Origin of the sequence: Neobacillus drentensis, assembly GCF_036966985.1 — a bacterium.
GTDB classification, from domain to species: Bacteria; Bacillota; Bacilli; order Bacillales; family Cytobacillaceae; genus Neobacillus; species Neobacillus drentensis_E.
Window position 1 is genome coordinate 1 of the sequence record NZ_JBALSN010000069.1, and the last position, 14,695, is coordinate 14,695.

Here is a 14,695-nt window from a genome sequence, read left to right on the forward strand (position 1 = left end):
TACATTTTCTTTCGTTACATTTAACGCAGGAACAGCCACATAGGCAGGTGCTTCTTTACCAAGTAAGGAATAACCAGCTAAAACCGCTTCTGAAATTCCCTGGTCATATGGCAGCTGAGCACCTAGGCCTTTAATCAAACCGTTTGATGCAATGTCTAAGGCAACGTTTGTCCCTAAATCAATAGTTGTAATGACAAAATCTTTCTTTCCTGCCGTACGTGCTGCTGCTAAAGCACCTTCCGCTGGAACGTCCCAAACGACAAACATTCCATCAAGATCACGATTTTTGGTGAGCATTCCTGATGCTACCTTTTCTCCATCGTTAGGCCCAATGATTCCGCCACGTTCCACGATTTTGATTTTTGGATATTTTTCCTTGATTGTTTTTTCAAAGGCTTCTGTACGCTGTTTTGTTACAAAGTAATCCGCATCATGATAGATAACACCGATTTTTCCTTTTTCACCAAGTTGTTTCGCCATGATCTCCGCTGCTTGAACACCATTTCCATAGTTGTCAGCAGAAACTACACTCACATAATCCTTGCCGGCTTCTAATCCGTTGGGTTTATTATCCATAAACACGACTTTTACTCCAGCATCTGCTGCTTTCTTAAAAGCGGATGCAGTTGAAACAGGATCTACTGGAATCCCAACAATAATATCTGGCTTTTTAGCTAAAACAGTTTCAATATCTGATACTTGTTTCTCGGCCTTGAACTGTGCATCTGTTACTGCTACTACTTTAATTCCCATTTTTGCAAAGGTTGCTTTTAATCCATCGATTTGAGCGGTTGCCCAGTCATTCCCAGCATAGTGCATGACAATTGCCGCTGTGTATTTTCCTTCTTTAATCTTTTGTACTTCTTCTTCCGTAAGCTGCAATGTTTTTGCAGAAACGGCCGCTTCTCCACTTGGACCTTTACTTAAAATTTCTTGGTCAGGGATATCTTGGTTGATCGTTATTGGACCTGAAACTGCAACTGTTTCTTCTGTTTTAGTGCTCTCTGTCTCTTTGCTTCCGCTGCTAGTTGTGCTGCTATCCTTCCCGCAGCCAACAAGTGCGATACTAGTAATAATTAGAATCATAGTGATAATAGATAGTAACTTTTTCATGATTAGCCCCCTATTGAGCATCGGATTTTTTAACACTTTGATTAAAATATCGAATTTTAATTGTTGTTATGTATCACATCCTCTCTTGAAATGTAATCGATTACATTTTTTAATTAATTAAAAATTATTTTTTACTGTTTTTCTTTTGGTGATTATGTTTTCTATTAAAAATGTTTTAAGTATTTGAATAGATTTACTGGGCGAACCAGTTGCATTTAAACACCTGCATCCGCCCCGATTATATTTTTTTCAATTAGGTTATTACTTACATCCAATTCCTTTTAACTTTTCTGTCAAGTAATCAATGGATGTTTTTGCATACCAATCAGGATCTGCTTTTCTAGTACCAAATCCAATTTCCATTGAGAGGTAGCCCTTGTAATCGATTTCCTTTAATGCTTTTAATACGGAATCCCAATTTACCGTTCCTTGTCCAGGCGGTAAACGATCGTCATCCGAAATATGAACATGATGCAACTTATCTTTCATTTTATAAACATAATCACTCGGTACTTCATTCCGATATAGGGCATGGAAAGTATCAAACATCACTTTCACATTGGATTCACCTGATTCTTCTGCCAACTGCAGGGCATCATCTGCCGATTCAATTAAATTACAATCAGCAGCTTGAGGTTCAACTACTAATGTGATTCCAAGGTCTTTCGCATATTTTGCCACATCTTGCAAACCTTCGCGGCTATACTTCCATGCTTCTTGTTTGTTCATACCAAAACCAAACCAGCCGGCAAGCCACATCACAGTTGGGCATTCCCAGTCATGCGCTAAACGAATGACTTCCTTATAATGATTGATCGTAAATTCACGCTCTTCTTTCAAAGCTGAACTTGGATTCACTCCAGGTCCTCCTCCAGGTGCGGGAAGCATAGCAGCTACATTTAGATTATTTCTTTTTAAATGCTGAAGAATTTCCTTACGTCTTTGTGTGGATAGATAATCAGGCCATGCATGAGGACTCGCACAACCTATTTCAATTCCATCATATCCAAATGCAGCAATTCGACTAATCACTTCTTCTAATGGATAAAAGGGCAACATGGATGGAAAAGAATTATAAACCCAAGTATTAAATGAAAGTTTCAATCTTTTGATCCTCCTCAAAAATTAAGTCATAAAGCAAATTTTTGTTATTCAATGTGATTATTCCCAAACAAACACAGCTTTTTCCGTCTTTCTTTCGTCAAACAAACGGAAAGCTGTTTCCGCTTCTTCCAATTTAAATTGGTGAGTAACCAACTTTTCTACAGGCAGATTCTTTCTAACAATAAACTCCGCAATTTCATCAAATTCTTGAATTGGGAAGTACCAAGAACCCATTACAGAAATCTGTTTTCGAATTAATTGCGCACTTGGTTTGATTGTTGTCTCTTTACTTTCGCCGATAAAAGCGACACGTCCATGTGCTCTCACGCAATCTAATGCATCATTCTCACCGTAAGGGCTTCCGGAACAATCAATCGCAGCATCTGCACCAAGACCCTTTGTAATACGAGCGATTTCTTCTTGCACATTCATTGTTTTACCATTGATGGTATAATCCGCACCCAATTCCTTCGCAAGCTCCAAGCGCTCATCCAGCATATCAACAGCAATAACGGTTGCTCCTAATCCTTTAGCGATCATCACACCAGCGCCGCCCATAGGTCCCATTCCAAAAATAACCAGGTAGTCTCTTCCTGAAATACCTAATCTCTTTTGCGCGTGGTAAAGGGTTCCAACAGCGTCAGTTGAAACAGCAGCCGTTACGAAACTCATGCTATCTGGCAATCTCATACAGTTTTCAGCTGGAACGACCATGTACTCTGCGTCACCGCCGTGAGAGTCAAAGCCGATACATTTAAATTCTTTACAGAACATTTTGTAGCCGCTCTTACAATGTGCACATTCACCACAGCCAAGAGCTAAGTAAACAGCAACTCGGTCACCCGCTTTGTAATTGGAAACGCCAGCTCCTACTTCTGTGATAACCCCTGCAGGTTCATGCCCTGGTACCGTGCATCCGCATTTTGTTCCTTCAAAAACGGAAGTTCCATAATATAAGCTCATATCGCTTCGGCAGATCGCTGATGCTTTTAACTGAACTAATACTTCCCCTTGCCCAGGCGTTGGAATTTCAACCTGGCGAATCTCTACTTTTTTATCTCCTGGAAAAAATACAGCATTCATTGTTGTCATTGTACTGCCTCCAATCATTCATCATTAATTTTGAAAAACAATTATCCTATCATATTTCCTTGAAATGAGCTGCGGGAGGGAACAGCCCCTCCCTTTGGAAGCAAGAGAACCGTCCCCATGCTTCCAAAAAATTAAGCCCACCACATCTCGGTAATTTTCTCCTTGAACATGGCCCCTTTTAAGAGAGTAATAGCTTTGCTTAGTCCCTCGTCGGTGGAAGCAAGCATATCTTCATGTTCGATGGAAATAACATAATCGTATCCGACTGCTCGAAGGGCACTTACTATGTCTTTCCACATTTTTTCGTCCGAGCCGTATCCGACTGATCTAAATGTCCAAGAGCGGTCTAAAATTTGGCTATAATGCTTTGTATCTAAAACACCATTAATCTTGATATTTGCTTGATCTAAATAAGTGTCCTTCGCATGGAAATGGAAAATCGCATTTTCCCTGCCAAGCTTTTTGATGGCCTCGACCGGGTCAATTCCTTGCCAAACAAGGTGGCTCGGATCAAAGTTTGCACCAATGTTTTCGCCGGCATGCTCCCTTAACTTTAGTAGAGTTTCAGGATTATAAACTACAAATCCTGGGTGCATTTCAAAAGCAATTTGCTGAATGCCATGCTCTTTCGCGAATTTTGCTTCCTCTTTCCAATAAGGAATAACGACTTCGTTCCATTGCCAGTTCAGCACTTCTAAATATTCCGGAGGCCATGAGCATGTAACCCAGTTTGGACTTTTTGCACTTATATGATCACCCGGACAGCCGGAGAAGCCATTGATAACAGGAACTTCCAAAAGTTCTGCAAGTAATACCGTTTTTCGCCAAACGTCATGTGACTCTTGAGCAATGTTTACAGTTGGATGAAGCGGGTTACCGTGGCAGCTTAAGCCGCTGATCGTTAATCCCCTAGTTTCAAGTGCTCTCAGGAATGATTTTCTTTTTTCAGGAGATTCAAGCAATTCATCCGGATTACAGTGATGATTGCCGGGATAATTCCCTGTCCCCAATTCAACGGCCTCCACACCCATGGCTGCCAGTTTATCCAACATTTCTTCAAAAAGCAGGTTCTGATACAAGGGGGTAAATACACCTAATTTCACGAAAATACCTCCTTGCTAGCCTGAACCTTCACCCATTTCTGCTGCTGGTTACTTTCTAAGATTGCATCTGTGATACACATCGAAAGGTGTCCATCTGCAAATGTCGCAAAATTTGGCTTGTCTGTTTTCAGGCTTTTGCCGTCACGAACAAACGAGTAGAAATTAAACATCATATTTTTCAAAGCATCCGGCCAGCCCTCATTATGCCCTCCTGGATGATGGATAGCAGACTTTGCCTCTGGAGAAAACAACGCCGGGTCCGCTAATAGAACTTCATTTGCTTTATCCCGGTGCCCGATCCATAGCTTCTCTGGTTCTTCCTGGTTCCAGAATATTGAAGCTTGACTTCCATTAATCTCAAAGCTTAATCTATTTTTCCGTCCCGCACTGACTTGAGATACAGTAAAGACTCCTCTAGATCCATCCTCAAACCGGACAAGAACAGATGCATAATCTTCTGTATTAATTGGTACATCTTCATATTTCATATCTTCCGCCGTCTGTGCCCCAAAAGTAGCTACGTTTCCTGTCGGTTTCTTTCTTACTGGAACAACAGTTGCTAAATCGGCAAAAACTTCGACAATCCTTTTGCCTGTTACAAATTGGACGGTATCACACCAATGGGAACCAATGTCCGCTACTGCGCGTGACTTTCCGCCTACTTCCGGTGCCAAACGCCAGTTGTAGTCTGTTTCATATAATAACCAGTCCTGCAAGTAGCTTCCGTGAACCAAGTTCACTTTCCCAAGATCACCTTCAGTGATTTTCGCTTTTAAGTTTTGTACACTCGCATGCTGTCTGTAATTAAAGTTCACCGCATGGATGACGCCTTGTTTTTCTGCTAACTCCAACAATTCTGCTGATTCATCACTGTTCATAGCCAGTGGTTTCTCTGAGACAACATGCTTTCCAGCTAAAATAATCTCTTTATTAATGGCAAAATGAAGATGATTTGGTGTGCAATTGTGAACGACCTGGATTTCGCTGTCTTTCAGCATTTCTCGGTAATCACCAAAGGCCTTCGGAATTCCAAGCTCAGCTGCCTTTTTTTCAGCCATTTCTTGACTGGTTTCCGCCAAACCAGCTACTTCTACAAAACCAAGCCTTCTGATGGCTTCTATGTGAGTCGGCCCGATAAAACCAGTACCGATGATACCAACTTTAATCTTCTCCACCTTTCTTCCTCCTGTTCAAAGTTAATCTTGTTGTTCAAGGATGCAAATTTATAGACCTTATAGGGTCATTCCGCTCTTTTTGAAAAGAATTCCGCCGCTTTTATCATTAATTCCGCCAATTTCCGAGGAAATTCCGCCAGTTTTCTCATTAATTCCGTCAATTTCTGGGGGAATTCCGCAGAATTTTACTATTATTCCGCGGAAACCTCTATTAAAAATTACCTCTTCAACGCTTTCTTACCAAATGCCACCGCCAAGATAATGATAATTCCTTTGATAATCATTTGCTGGCTGACATCAAGACCCATGATAATCAAACCATTGTTGATCGTACCAATCATTAGGGAACCAACAATCGTTCCGATGATTGTTCCTACACCGCCAAACAAGCTTGTCCCACCAAGGATAACCGCAGCAATAACAGAAAGCTCATCCCCTTCACCGAAGGAAAAACGTCCTGCATTCATACGGCCCGCATAAAGGAGACCAGCTAAACCAGCCATTAAACCAGTTGCAAGGAATACCATTAGCTTAATCTTCATTGTCTTTACGCCAGAAAATCTTGCAGCATTTTCATTTCCGCCTGTTGCTAATACCTGACGGCCAAATGATGTCTTACGAAGTAATATATGGGCAATCACTGTAAATACTAGAGTCCAAATAAGTAAAACTGGAATCGGTCCAATGTCCCCTGAACCAAAGATGAAATTGAAATTTGCGTCTACAATCGGAACTGGAGCAGTATCTGTAACCCACATCGCAGCACCTTTAATGGCTCCCATCGTTCCCAGTGTTACCAAGAAGGAAGGAATAGCTACTTTTGTTACAAGCAGACCATTGATTAATCCAACCACAAGACCTGTACCAACACCGCCTATAAGTCCACCAATGATGCCATAACCAGCTTGGATGGCTAATGCACCTACCAGAGAAGAAAGGGCAGCGATGGAACCGACAGAAAGGTCGATTTCTCCTGTACTAATAACAAATGTCATTGCTAACGCCATCAAAGAAATCGTCGCTGTTTGTCTAACAATGTTTAATAAGTTCCCTGAAGTTAAAAACCCTTCATCACTTAAGCTGATAGAAAAATAGATTAATACGCCCACGAAGGCAAAATAGACAATATAATTACGCCACTCGAATCCTTTCAACGCAGGAGTTGTTGGCTTTTGAATACTAGAAACCTTGGATTGCATATTGTAATTCCTCCTCTGATTTAATCTCCCTGCGGGTCATTTCCTTTTTGATTTTCCCATCATGCATGACGATCACACGGTCACTCAAAGCAAGCAGTTCTGGGAGCTCGGAGGAAACCACAAGGATCGCCTTTCCGTTTTCGGCCATAGCTCGAATAATTTCAACAATTTCCGTTTTTGCACCTATATCCACACCAATTGTTGGTTCATCCAACATCAAGACAGTAGGGTCGTTCGCCAGCCATTTGGCTAGAACGATTTTTTGCTGATTACCACCCGATAACAAGCCGGCCTTTTTAAAAATATTATCTGTTTTAATATTTAACTTCCTTACAAATTCATTACTAATCTCATTGGATTTCTTACTATCAATAAAAGCTCCTTTTTTCACCTTCGAAAGAATTGGAAGAATCATATTATCCTTGACACTATGTTCAAGGACCAATCCTTGCATCCGGCGGTCCTCCGGAATCAGTGCAAGTCCGGCTTCTATGGCATTCTTTGGATTCTTAATGGATTTTTTTTGACCATTGATGTAGATGTCTCCACTCTTAATTGGGTCAATCCCAAAGAGATTTCGAAGTAATTCCGTCCGGCCGCTTCCCATTAACCCGGCAATTCCGACGATTTCACCCGGCTGAATTTTTAGATTAATATCCTGGACATGTTCGGCTTTTAAGTTTCTTACTTCAAAAATCGGCGGCACGTCCGTTGCGTAGAAACGTTCTTTCCATTCAAACGCTTGGTCAAATTGCATACCGACAATATGTGAAATTACAGTATCAAGATCAGTTTCACTGCATTTTTCTGTTGTGATATATCGGCCATCACGCATAATCGTGATTCGGTCACATATTTCAAAGATTTCATCCATCCGATGAGAAATATAGATGATGGAATAACCTTTTGCTTTCAATTTGTTAATAAAACTAAAGAGTACTTCCGTTTCGTTTTTGGTTAAGGACGAGGTTGGCTCATCCATAATCAGAATCTTTGCTTCTTGGGAAAGTGCTTTGGCAATTTCCGTCATCTGCCAATAGCCAACCCCCAAATTTTGAACTACATCATTTGGTCTAATATCTACGCCTAATTCTTCTAGCAATTTTTCTGTTTGCTTCTCACAATCCTTATCATCGAGCAGCCCTAATGATGTTTTCTTCTCACGAGTAAGATAGATGTTTTGGGCGACGGTAAGGGTAGGAATTAAACTAAACTCTTGGAAAATCATCGATATATTATTCTTTTGAGCATCATCATAACTTTTAATGCTTACTGGTTTTCCTTCAATTAAAATCTCGCCGCTGTCTGCAGAGTATACGCCTGTGAGGATTTTCATTAACGTCGATTTCCCGGCACCATTTCCCCCCATCAAGGCGTGAACTTCACCTTTTTTGACGGAAAAATGGACATCGTTTAAAACGGTAATCCCATTAAAAGCTTTATTTATACCTCTCATTTCGAGAATCGGTTGTTCCATCCAAGTTCACCTTCTTTTTATGTTAGAGGCTGCTTTCAAAAGCAGCCCCTATCCTTTTTTTTATATTATTTCATCGCTTTTTTTACTGTGTCAGGAGCGTCTGTTCCGTAGATTAACTTCCATTCATCTAATACATTTTCTTTCGTAACTTTGATGGATGGTGAAGCGACATAAGCTGGTGCTTCTTTCCCTAATAGTGCATAGCCGGCAAGGATTGCTTGAGCTACACCTTGGTCATATGGCAGCTGTGCTCCAAGACCTTTAACAATTCCATCTTGGGCAATGGAGATTGCTACGTTTGTACCTAAGTCAACTGTTGTAACAACTAGGTCATCCCTGCCAGCCGTTCTTGCTGCAGCCATAACACCTTCAGCCGGTACATCCCATGGAGCGAAGATACCATCAATATCATGGTGTCTTGTCAACATAGCAGATGCTACTTCTTCTGCCTGATTTGGACCAGTAATCCCACTTTTTGCGACAATCTCAATATTTGGATATTTTTCTTTGATTCTTTTTTCAAAAGCATCAGAACGGTTTTTGGTTACAAAGAAGTTTACATCGTGATACACAATGCCGACTTTACCCTTTCCGCCAAGTTTTTCAGCCATAATGTCTGCTGCGGTTGCTCCGTTACCCATGTTGTCACCAGACACAATACTGATGTAATCTTTACCTGCAACTAAACCTTGTGCAGCACCATCCATGAATACTAACTTTACGCCTTGGGCAACAGCCTTTTTATAAGCTGGTGCGGTAGATACGGCATCAACTGGAACAGAAATCATAATGTCCGGCTTTTTCGCTAAAACGGTTTCGATATCATTTACTTGCTTTTCCGCTTTGAACTGTGCATCTGTTACAGCAACGATCTTGATGCCCATCTTCTTAAATGTATCTTTCATCGCACCAACTGCTGCATTCATATAGTCAGTACCAGAGTAGTGCATAACAATTGCCGCTTTATAATTACCTTCTTTAATCTTCTTTAGCTCATCTTCCGTAAGCTGCAATGTCTTAGCTGAAACGGCCTGTTCTCCGTTCGGCCCTTTATCTTGTACCGCTAAATCAGGAATCTTTGGATTGATCGTTAATGGACCTGAAGCTGTTTCTGAGTAGTTTTCATTCTTTTTCGTGCTCGCTTGTTCAGATGTAGATTTTTTTCCGCCACACCCTGCAAGAAAAACACTAAAAACAAATAACAGTAAAACTGTAAAAGAAAAACTCTTTTTCATTTGATTACCCCCACTATAGTAGTTATTTAGTTGAAGCTCTTTATTTGTCGGTACCACCTTACAATCTATAAGTGTGGCACCACCCCCTTTTCATAAATGTAAGCTTAATAGAATATTACTAGTAATGGATTACATTCATTTAAGTTATAAAACCAGGATTCTATGGGCTTCAAAAAATGTAATTGATTACATTTTTTCCTAAAAAATTTTCACATACTGCTGACAAGACTGTCTTACAATCAACTGGTTAGCTAAAAACATTTGCTCGTGTTTGATTTCTACTTTGTTGATGAGCCTCAATAATAATTCAGCCACTTTCTCACCAATTTCAAACGCGGGCTGGGCAATCGTTGTCAGACCTGGTTCGAATATGGACGAGAATTTCAGATTATCAAAACCGAGAACCGAAATATCCTCTGGCACCTTAAGCCCCTTAGATTTAATGGCTTTAATGACTCCCATTGCCATTTCATCATTGGCAGCGAAAATCGCAGATGGGAGTTGACCAATGGCAAAAAACTTCATCATAAGGTTAAAACCGCTTTCAAAAGAGAAATCACCTTCCTGGACTAATACAGGATCCACGATAAGGTTGTTGCTTGACATTGCTTGATAAAATCCTTTGAGACGGTCTCGGTTCAAGACACTATTGAGAGGTCCAATAATGCAGCCAATTCTTTCGTGTCCCAAATCGATTAAATATTCCGTTGCATTTCTGGCACCACTTATGTTATCAATCGAAACAGTTGTGATGTTGGAACCTTCCATATACTCACACGCAAGGACCAACGGAAATCTTTGGGCCCACTCTTCAACGGTTGCTGCATCCGTTTGGGCAGTTAATAAAGCCATTCCATCTGCTTTTTTTTGATGCAAAAGGTTTAAAAACCACTTTTCTCGTTCCATTTCATTGCAAGTATCGCCGAGTATAACTTGATATCCATTAGTAACGGCTACTGCTTCAATCCCCCTAAACACCTTTGAAAAAAACGGATTTGTAATGTCAGGCACAACAACTAGAATGGTTTTAGCAGAAACAATTTCCTTCTTTGCTACATCTACAATCCCTACCATCTTTGTTATTTGTCCTTTCCTGTTTCTATATTTGAATTGTAATCGATTACAAAATTGTCGTCTAATCATCTTCCGACAAGGTTTTTTTTCAACTGAAATCGTTTTCTATCCTTTTGAACACGATTATCGTTCATTCGGACAATAAAATCATAAATTTTTAAAAAAAACAAAAAAAATGAGGTCCGGTAAACCAGGACCTCACAACGATTTATTTTTTTGTAATTCTGCTAACTTATTCTTGGAAACTTTTGCTGTCTCCTCATAATTTTTAAAATATGCTTTGTACGTTTGCCCTGCCGTTTCAATCCTCTTTAAATATTGCAAATTAATAATATAGGAACGATGGGAGGCTACAAAACGGGAATCAAGGAGTTCTTCAAGATTCGTTAACGCCTCATTTACCTCTATTTTTTGATCAATTGTATGGATGACGGCCTTTCGGTCCGCTCGTTCAATAAAAATAATGTCATCTAACGGTATAAAAGAAAACTGATTGGACTGTTTAACCATTAAATCCTTCTTAACAGTTGGGCGCTCGCTTTCGGCTGGAGTCTTAGCAAGTGCAGCTGCTCGTCCTAACGCTGCATAAAGACGGTCACGGTCAATAGGTTTGATAATGTAATCGATTGCATTTACACTAAAAGCTTCTAAGGCAAACTCATCATGCCCGGTGATAAAGATAACTTGCAATGACGGGACTACTTTTTTACAAGATTTCACCGCTTCCATCCCATTCAACAATGGCATATTAATATCAACCAAAATGATGTCTGGCTTTTCTATCATCACCTTGCAAATTAAATCCTCACCATTAACGGCTTCTCCAACCATTTCATAACTCTGCAAAGGTTTAATGAGATGCTTCAACAGTTTTCTGGATGGTGCATGGTCCTCTGCAATTAGAACCCTCATAAGATCACCTCATGTTAAAAGCTTTTAATTTCTTGAAACATTATATAAGTAAATTGAAAATTCTTTTTTGAAATCGTTAACAAATTATCTACTTTGAGTATAAGGCAGTTTAAGCGGTAAAGGAAGTAATTTAATATAATTTGCTGATAGTGTTTTTTTGCAGTTTTCTGTGGACTATACTAACACTAAAGCTTCAAAAAAATGCACGACTATTCGGTCAAAGGCAGGATAAGAAAATGGAACTCACCCCTAACGAAAATTTATATAAAGAAGTTTTACAAACCATGTCTGAATACGTCATTATTCAGGAAAAGTCAGGTAAAACAATTGCACTTAATGAAAACGCGGAAACCGTGCTCGGTGTTAAATCAGAATTTTTTACAGACTCAAGCTTTCAGCAACTTGAATATATAAAAGAAGACGGCACAGCACTGCCCTATTCCCAATTGCCAGGAATGATCACACTTGAGAAAGGGATCCCTTTTTATAACTATGTCGTGGGAGTGATTAATCCTGAATCCGGCACCAAATGGCTTTCAATAAATTCAAAACCTCTCAACATGCGTAAAGATGGTGAACAGGTTGCCCTAATTACCATTTCGGATATCACCGAACGAAAAAAAATGGAACAAACCATTATTCATGCTAAAGAAGAGGCAGAAAAGGCGAACCTGGCTAAATCTGATTTTCTGTCCAAAATGAGCCATGAACTTCGGACACCATTGAATGGAATACTTGGTTTCGCACAGCTTTTAGAGATAGATGATTCCTTAAATGATGAGCAGAGTGACTTTGTCCAGGAGATTCTAGGTGGAGGAAGACATTTATTAAGCTTAATCAATGATATTTTAGATCTATCAAGAATAGATACCGGCCAATTAAAAGTTTCCATTGTAGAAGTAAAACTAGAGACGATTATTAATGAATGTATCAACATCGTACAACCACTAGCCAAGAACAAGGGTATTAGTATTCACAACCAGTTAGATCCATCGCAAACCATTTCAGTTCTAGCCGATCCCATTCGCCTGAAACAAATCCTCCTGAATCTTCTTGATAATGCTATTAAATATAACCAGGAAGACGGAAAAGTCATGATCTTTTCCTATTTAAAACGAAACGAGGCTGTCATTCATATTGCAGATACTGGGACCGGGCTTTCAGTTGAGGAATATCATAAAGTGTTTGTTCCATTTTACAGAATTAAAGGGACACAAGAAGAAGGTACTGGGATCGGATTGTCATTAGTGAAACAGCTTGTCCAATTAATGGGTGGAAAAATTAGTGTCACAAGCCAAAAAGGAATTGGCAGTGATTTTTACTTTAACCTCCCCCTTCCCTATGAATTAAAGGCTGCGATGCAGTGGGGGGAAGAAGTGATCGATCTTCCAACAAAGAATGGCAAAAATGACCACTATTGTTTGCTATATATTGAAGATAATCAATCCAATTTAAACTTGGTAAAGAACATCCTGAAATCGCAGTCCTCCTTTACGATCTTAACTGCTCAATCTGGAAAAGAAGGACTAGAACTCGCTAGAACAAAAAAAGTCGATTTAATTCTGCTGGATCTGAATCTACCGGATATCCATGGTTTCGACGTGTTTAAGCTTTTAAAAATGAATGAAAAGACGAGGGACGTTGCTGTTATTGCTGTAAGTGCCAATGCCATGCCCCAGGACATCCAGCAGACATTAGGCAAGGGGTTTGATAATTATGTGACGAAACCCATTAATATCAAGGAGTTCTTAACAACTGTAAACGAGACTTTAACGAGTACAATTAATCAAAATATACCCGAACATAATATTTTAAGTATAGGACCAAATGGAGAGGAAGCTGTTTCTGCCAAGACATTGCAGTTGTCTTTGAAAGATTTAAAAAAACTCAGGGAAAAGAACTATACAGTTGCCATTGCGATGCACTATACAGGAAATAATTGGGCAAAGGCACAAATCGAGGGATTGAAGACAACTTTTAATAAAATGGGGATTAGGGTCGTGGCTATAACTGATGCCGAATTTAACTGGGAGAAGCAAGTCGAAGATATCCAAAAGATATTAGCGAAAAAACCAGATATTATTGTCAGTCTTCCCATCGATCCGGTATCGACCGCGAGTGCATTTCAATCCGCAGCTCAATCAGGTGTTAAGCTGGTGTTTATGGACAATATACCATATGGGCTGGAAGCGGGTAAGGATTATGTTAGCGTTGTATCCGCTGACAATTATGGAAACGGGGCCTACGCCGCCGACATCCTCGCAGAGAAAATTGGCTTTAAAGGCAAGATTGGGGTTATATACCACGATGCTGATTTTTTTGTAACGAAACAAAGATTAACTGCTTTTGAAAAGACGATTAAAGAAAGTTATCCTGACATTCAAATCATAGCCCGTAGCGGTTTTACAAGTCCATTGGATGGGAAAGAACTTTCAGACGCTATGATTTCTGAACACCCGGATTTGAGGGGAATCTTTGTTGTATGGGATTTGGTAGCGGAAGGTGTTATGGCATCCGCCAGTGCCGTTGGAAAACATGATTTAGTCATTACAACAATCGATTTGGGTACCAATGCTGCTGTAGAAATTGCCAAAGATGGGCTTATCAAGGGCTCGGGTTCACAGATGCCCTACCATCAAGGAGTGGCCGAGGCGATCCTGGCAGGTTATGCTCTGCTCGGCAAACCAGCACCTTCTTATGTAGCTGTTCCGGCTCTAAAAGTAACAAAAGAAAATCTCCTTGAGGCATGGAAACTTGTGTACAACCAAGATGCCCCAGAAAATATTCAATCGTACAGTAATCGTCTTAATTAAACCAATGATGTAGATTTAAGTAATCTTATTAAGATTAACAATAACGATTTACAAAAATGGGCTTCGAATAAGAAAATAGCTAACAATCGTTGTAGGTCTTTTTGCCTTTTTGCAAACACAAAGGAGATGGATTCAAGATTCATTATTATCGCAATAATCCCAGCGGTAATATTTTTGTTTTTGGATTGCTTTTTCCTTAGGCACGAAAAGGCTATTCCGACATTTATATGAAGATGTAAGGCTTATGGATGAACGATACATTAATTTTCTTTTTAAGAAATAAGCATGTTGCTAGTTTTATCTCCGCTAAGTGGCATGTTTTTTTAAATTTTCTTGGATAAGCGATCAGACTATAAAGGATGAAACATTAAAGAATGATTCATCCTTTATTTGGAACA

Annotated in this window: 11 protein-coding genes; 1 reads left to right on the forward strand and 10 read right to left on the reverse strand. The window is 39.8% G+C overall.

The window, feature by feature from the left end:
- The 10 genes from V7659_RS04985 to V7659_RS05030 form a co-directional block, all read right to left on the reverse strand.
- Window positions 1-1,113, reverse strand: a 1,113-nt coding sequence (locus V7659_RS04985) for a substrate-binding domain-containing protein (protein WP_335538530.1), incomplete at its 3' end; no start/stop codon positions are given.
- A 261-nt stretch (window positions 1,114-1,374) separates the two neighbouring features.
- The gene (locus V7659_RS04990; RefSeq protein WP_026565962.1) at window positions 1,375-2,217 is read right to left on the reverse strand and encodes a sugar phosphate isomerase/epimerase family protein; all 843 of its coding nucleotides are present in this window, start codon (window positions 2,215-2,217) and stop codon (window positions 1,375-1,377) included.
- Window positions 2,218-2,274: 57 nt separating this feature from the next.
- Window positions 2,275-3,309, reverse strand: a complete 1,035-nt coding sequence (locus V7659_RS04995) for a zinc-dependent alcohol dehydrogenase family protein (RefSeq protein ID WP_251565891.1) — start codon at window positions 3,307-3,309, stop codon at window positions 2,275-2,277.
- A gap of 131 nt (window positions 3,310-3,440) precedes the next feature.
- A complete protein-coding gene (locus V7659_RS05000) occupies window positions 3,441-4,412 on the reverse strand; it encodes a sugar phosphate isomerase/epimerase family protein (protein WP_335538533.1) in 972 nt (323 codons plus the stop codon).
- Window positions 4,409-5,587, reverse strand: a complete 1,179-nt coding sequence (locus V7659_RS05005) for a Gfo/Idh/MocA family protein (RefSeq protein ID WP_335538535.1) — start codon at window positions 5,585-5,587, stop codon at window positions 4,409-4,411. The genes V7659_RS05000 and V7659_RS05005 overlap by 4 nt, the downstream gene beginning before the upstream one ends.
- Before the next feature lie 218 nt (window positions 5,588-5,805).
- Window positions 5,806-6,786, reverse strand: coding sequence for an ABC transporter permease (locus V7659_RS05010; RefSeq protein WP_335538536.1), 981 nt, complete (start codon window positions 6,784-6,786; stop codon window positions 5,806-5,808).
- The gene (locus V7659_RS05015; RefSeq protein WP_335538538.1) at window positions 6,767-8,263 is read right to left on the reverse strand and encodes a sugar ABC transporter ATP-binding protein; all 1,497 of its coding nucleotides are present in this window, start codon (window positions 8,261-8,263) and stop codon (window positions 6,767-6,769) included. Before V7659_RS05015 ends, V7659_RS05010 begins: the two co-directional genes overlap by 20 nt.
- Before the next feature lie 65 nt (window positions 8,264-8,328).
- Window positions 8,329-9,498 carry a substrate-binding domain-containing protein gene (locus V7659_RS05020; RefSeq protein ID WP_335538540.1) on the reverse strand — a complete coding sequence of 390 codons (1,170 nt, stop codon included), beginning with the start codon at window positions 9,496-9,498 and terminating at the stop codon, window positions 8,329-8,331.
- Window positions 9,499-9,696: 198 nt separating this feature from the next.
- Complete coding sequence (locus V7659_RS05025; RefSeq protein ID WP_335538541.1) at window positions 9,697-10,572, reverse strand: substrate-binding domain-containing protein; 876 nt, start codon at window positions 10,570-10,572, stop codon at window positions 9,697-9,699.
- Window positions 10,573-10,770: 198 nt separating this feature from the next.
- Window positions 10,771-11,484 carry a LytR/AlgR family response regulator transcription factor gene (locus V7659_RS05030; protein ID WP_144553713.1) on the reverse strand — a complete coding sequence of 238 codons (714 nt, stop codon included), beginning with the start codon at window positions 11,482-11,484 and terminating at the stop codon, window positions 10,771-10,773.
- A 236-nt stretch (window positions 11,485-11,720) separates the two neighbouring features.
- Between V7659_RS05030 and V7659_RS05035 the strand changes: the two genes are divergently transcribed.
- Window positions 11,721-14,297 carry a substrate-binding domain-containing protein gene (locus V7659_RS05035; protein WP_335538543.1) on the forward strand — a complete coding sequence of 859 codons (2,577 nt, stop codon included), beginning with the start codon at window positions 11,721-11,723 and terminating at the stop codon, window positions 14,295-14,297.
- Window positions 14,298-14,695: the final 398 nt, after the last annotated feature.

Bases quoted from the DNA above. Each gene is read 5' to 3' on its own strand.
- V7659_RS05030 (WP_144553713.1), bottom strand. From the start codon at position 11,484: ATGAGGGTTCTAATTGCAGAGGACCATGCACCATCCAGAAAACTGTTG.
- V7659_RS05025 (WP_335538541.1), bottom strand. From the start codon at position 10,572: ATGGTAGGGATTGTAGATGTAGCAAAGAAGGAAATTGTTTCTGCTAAA.
- V7659_RS05015 (WP_335538538.1), bottom strand. From the start codon at position 8,263: ATGGAACAACCGATTCTCGAAATGAGAGGTATAAATAAAGCTTTTAAT.
- V7659_RS05020 (WP_335538540.1), bottom strand. From the start codon at position 9,498: ATGAAAAAGAGTTTTTCTTTTACAGTTTTACTGTTATTTGTTTTTAGT.
- V7659_RS04995 (WP_251565891.1), bottom strand. From the start codon at position 3,309: ATGACAACAATGAATGCTGTATTTTTTCCAGGAGATAAAAAAGTAGAG.
- V7659_RS05010 (WP_335538536.1), bottom strand. From the start codon at position 6,786: ATGCAATCCAAGGTTTCTAGTATTCAAAAGCCAACAACTCCTGCGTTG.
- V7659_RS05035 (WP_335538543.1), top strand. From the start codon at position 11,721: ATGGAACTCACCCCTAACGAAAATTTATATAAAGAAGTTTTACAAACC.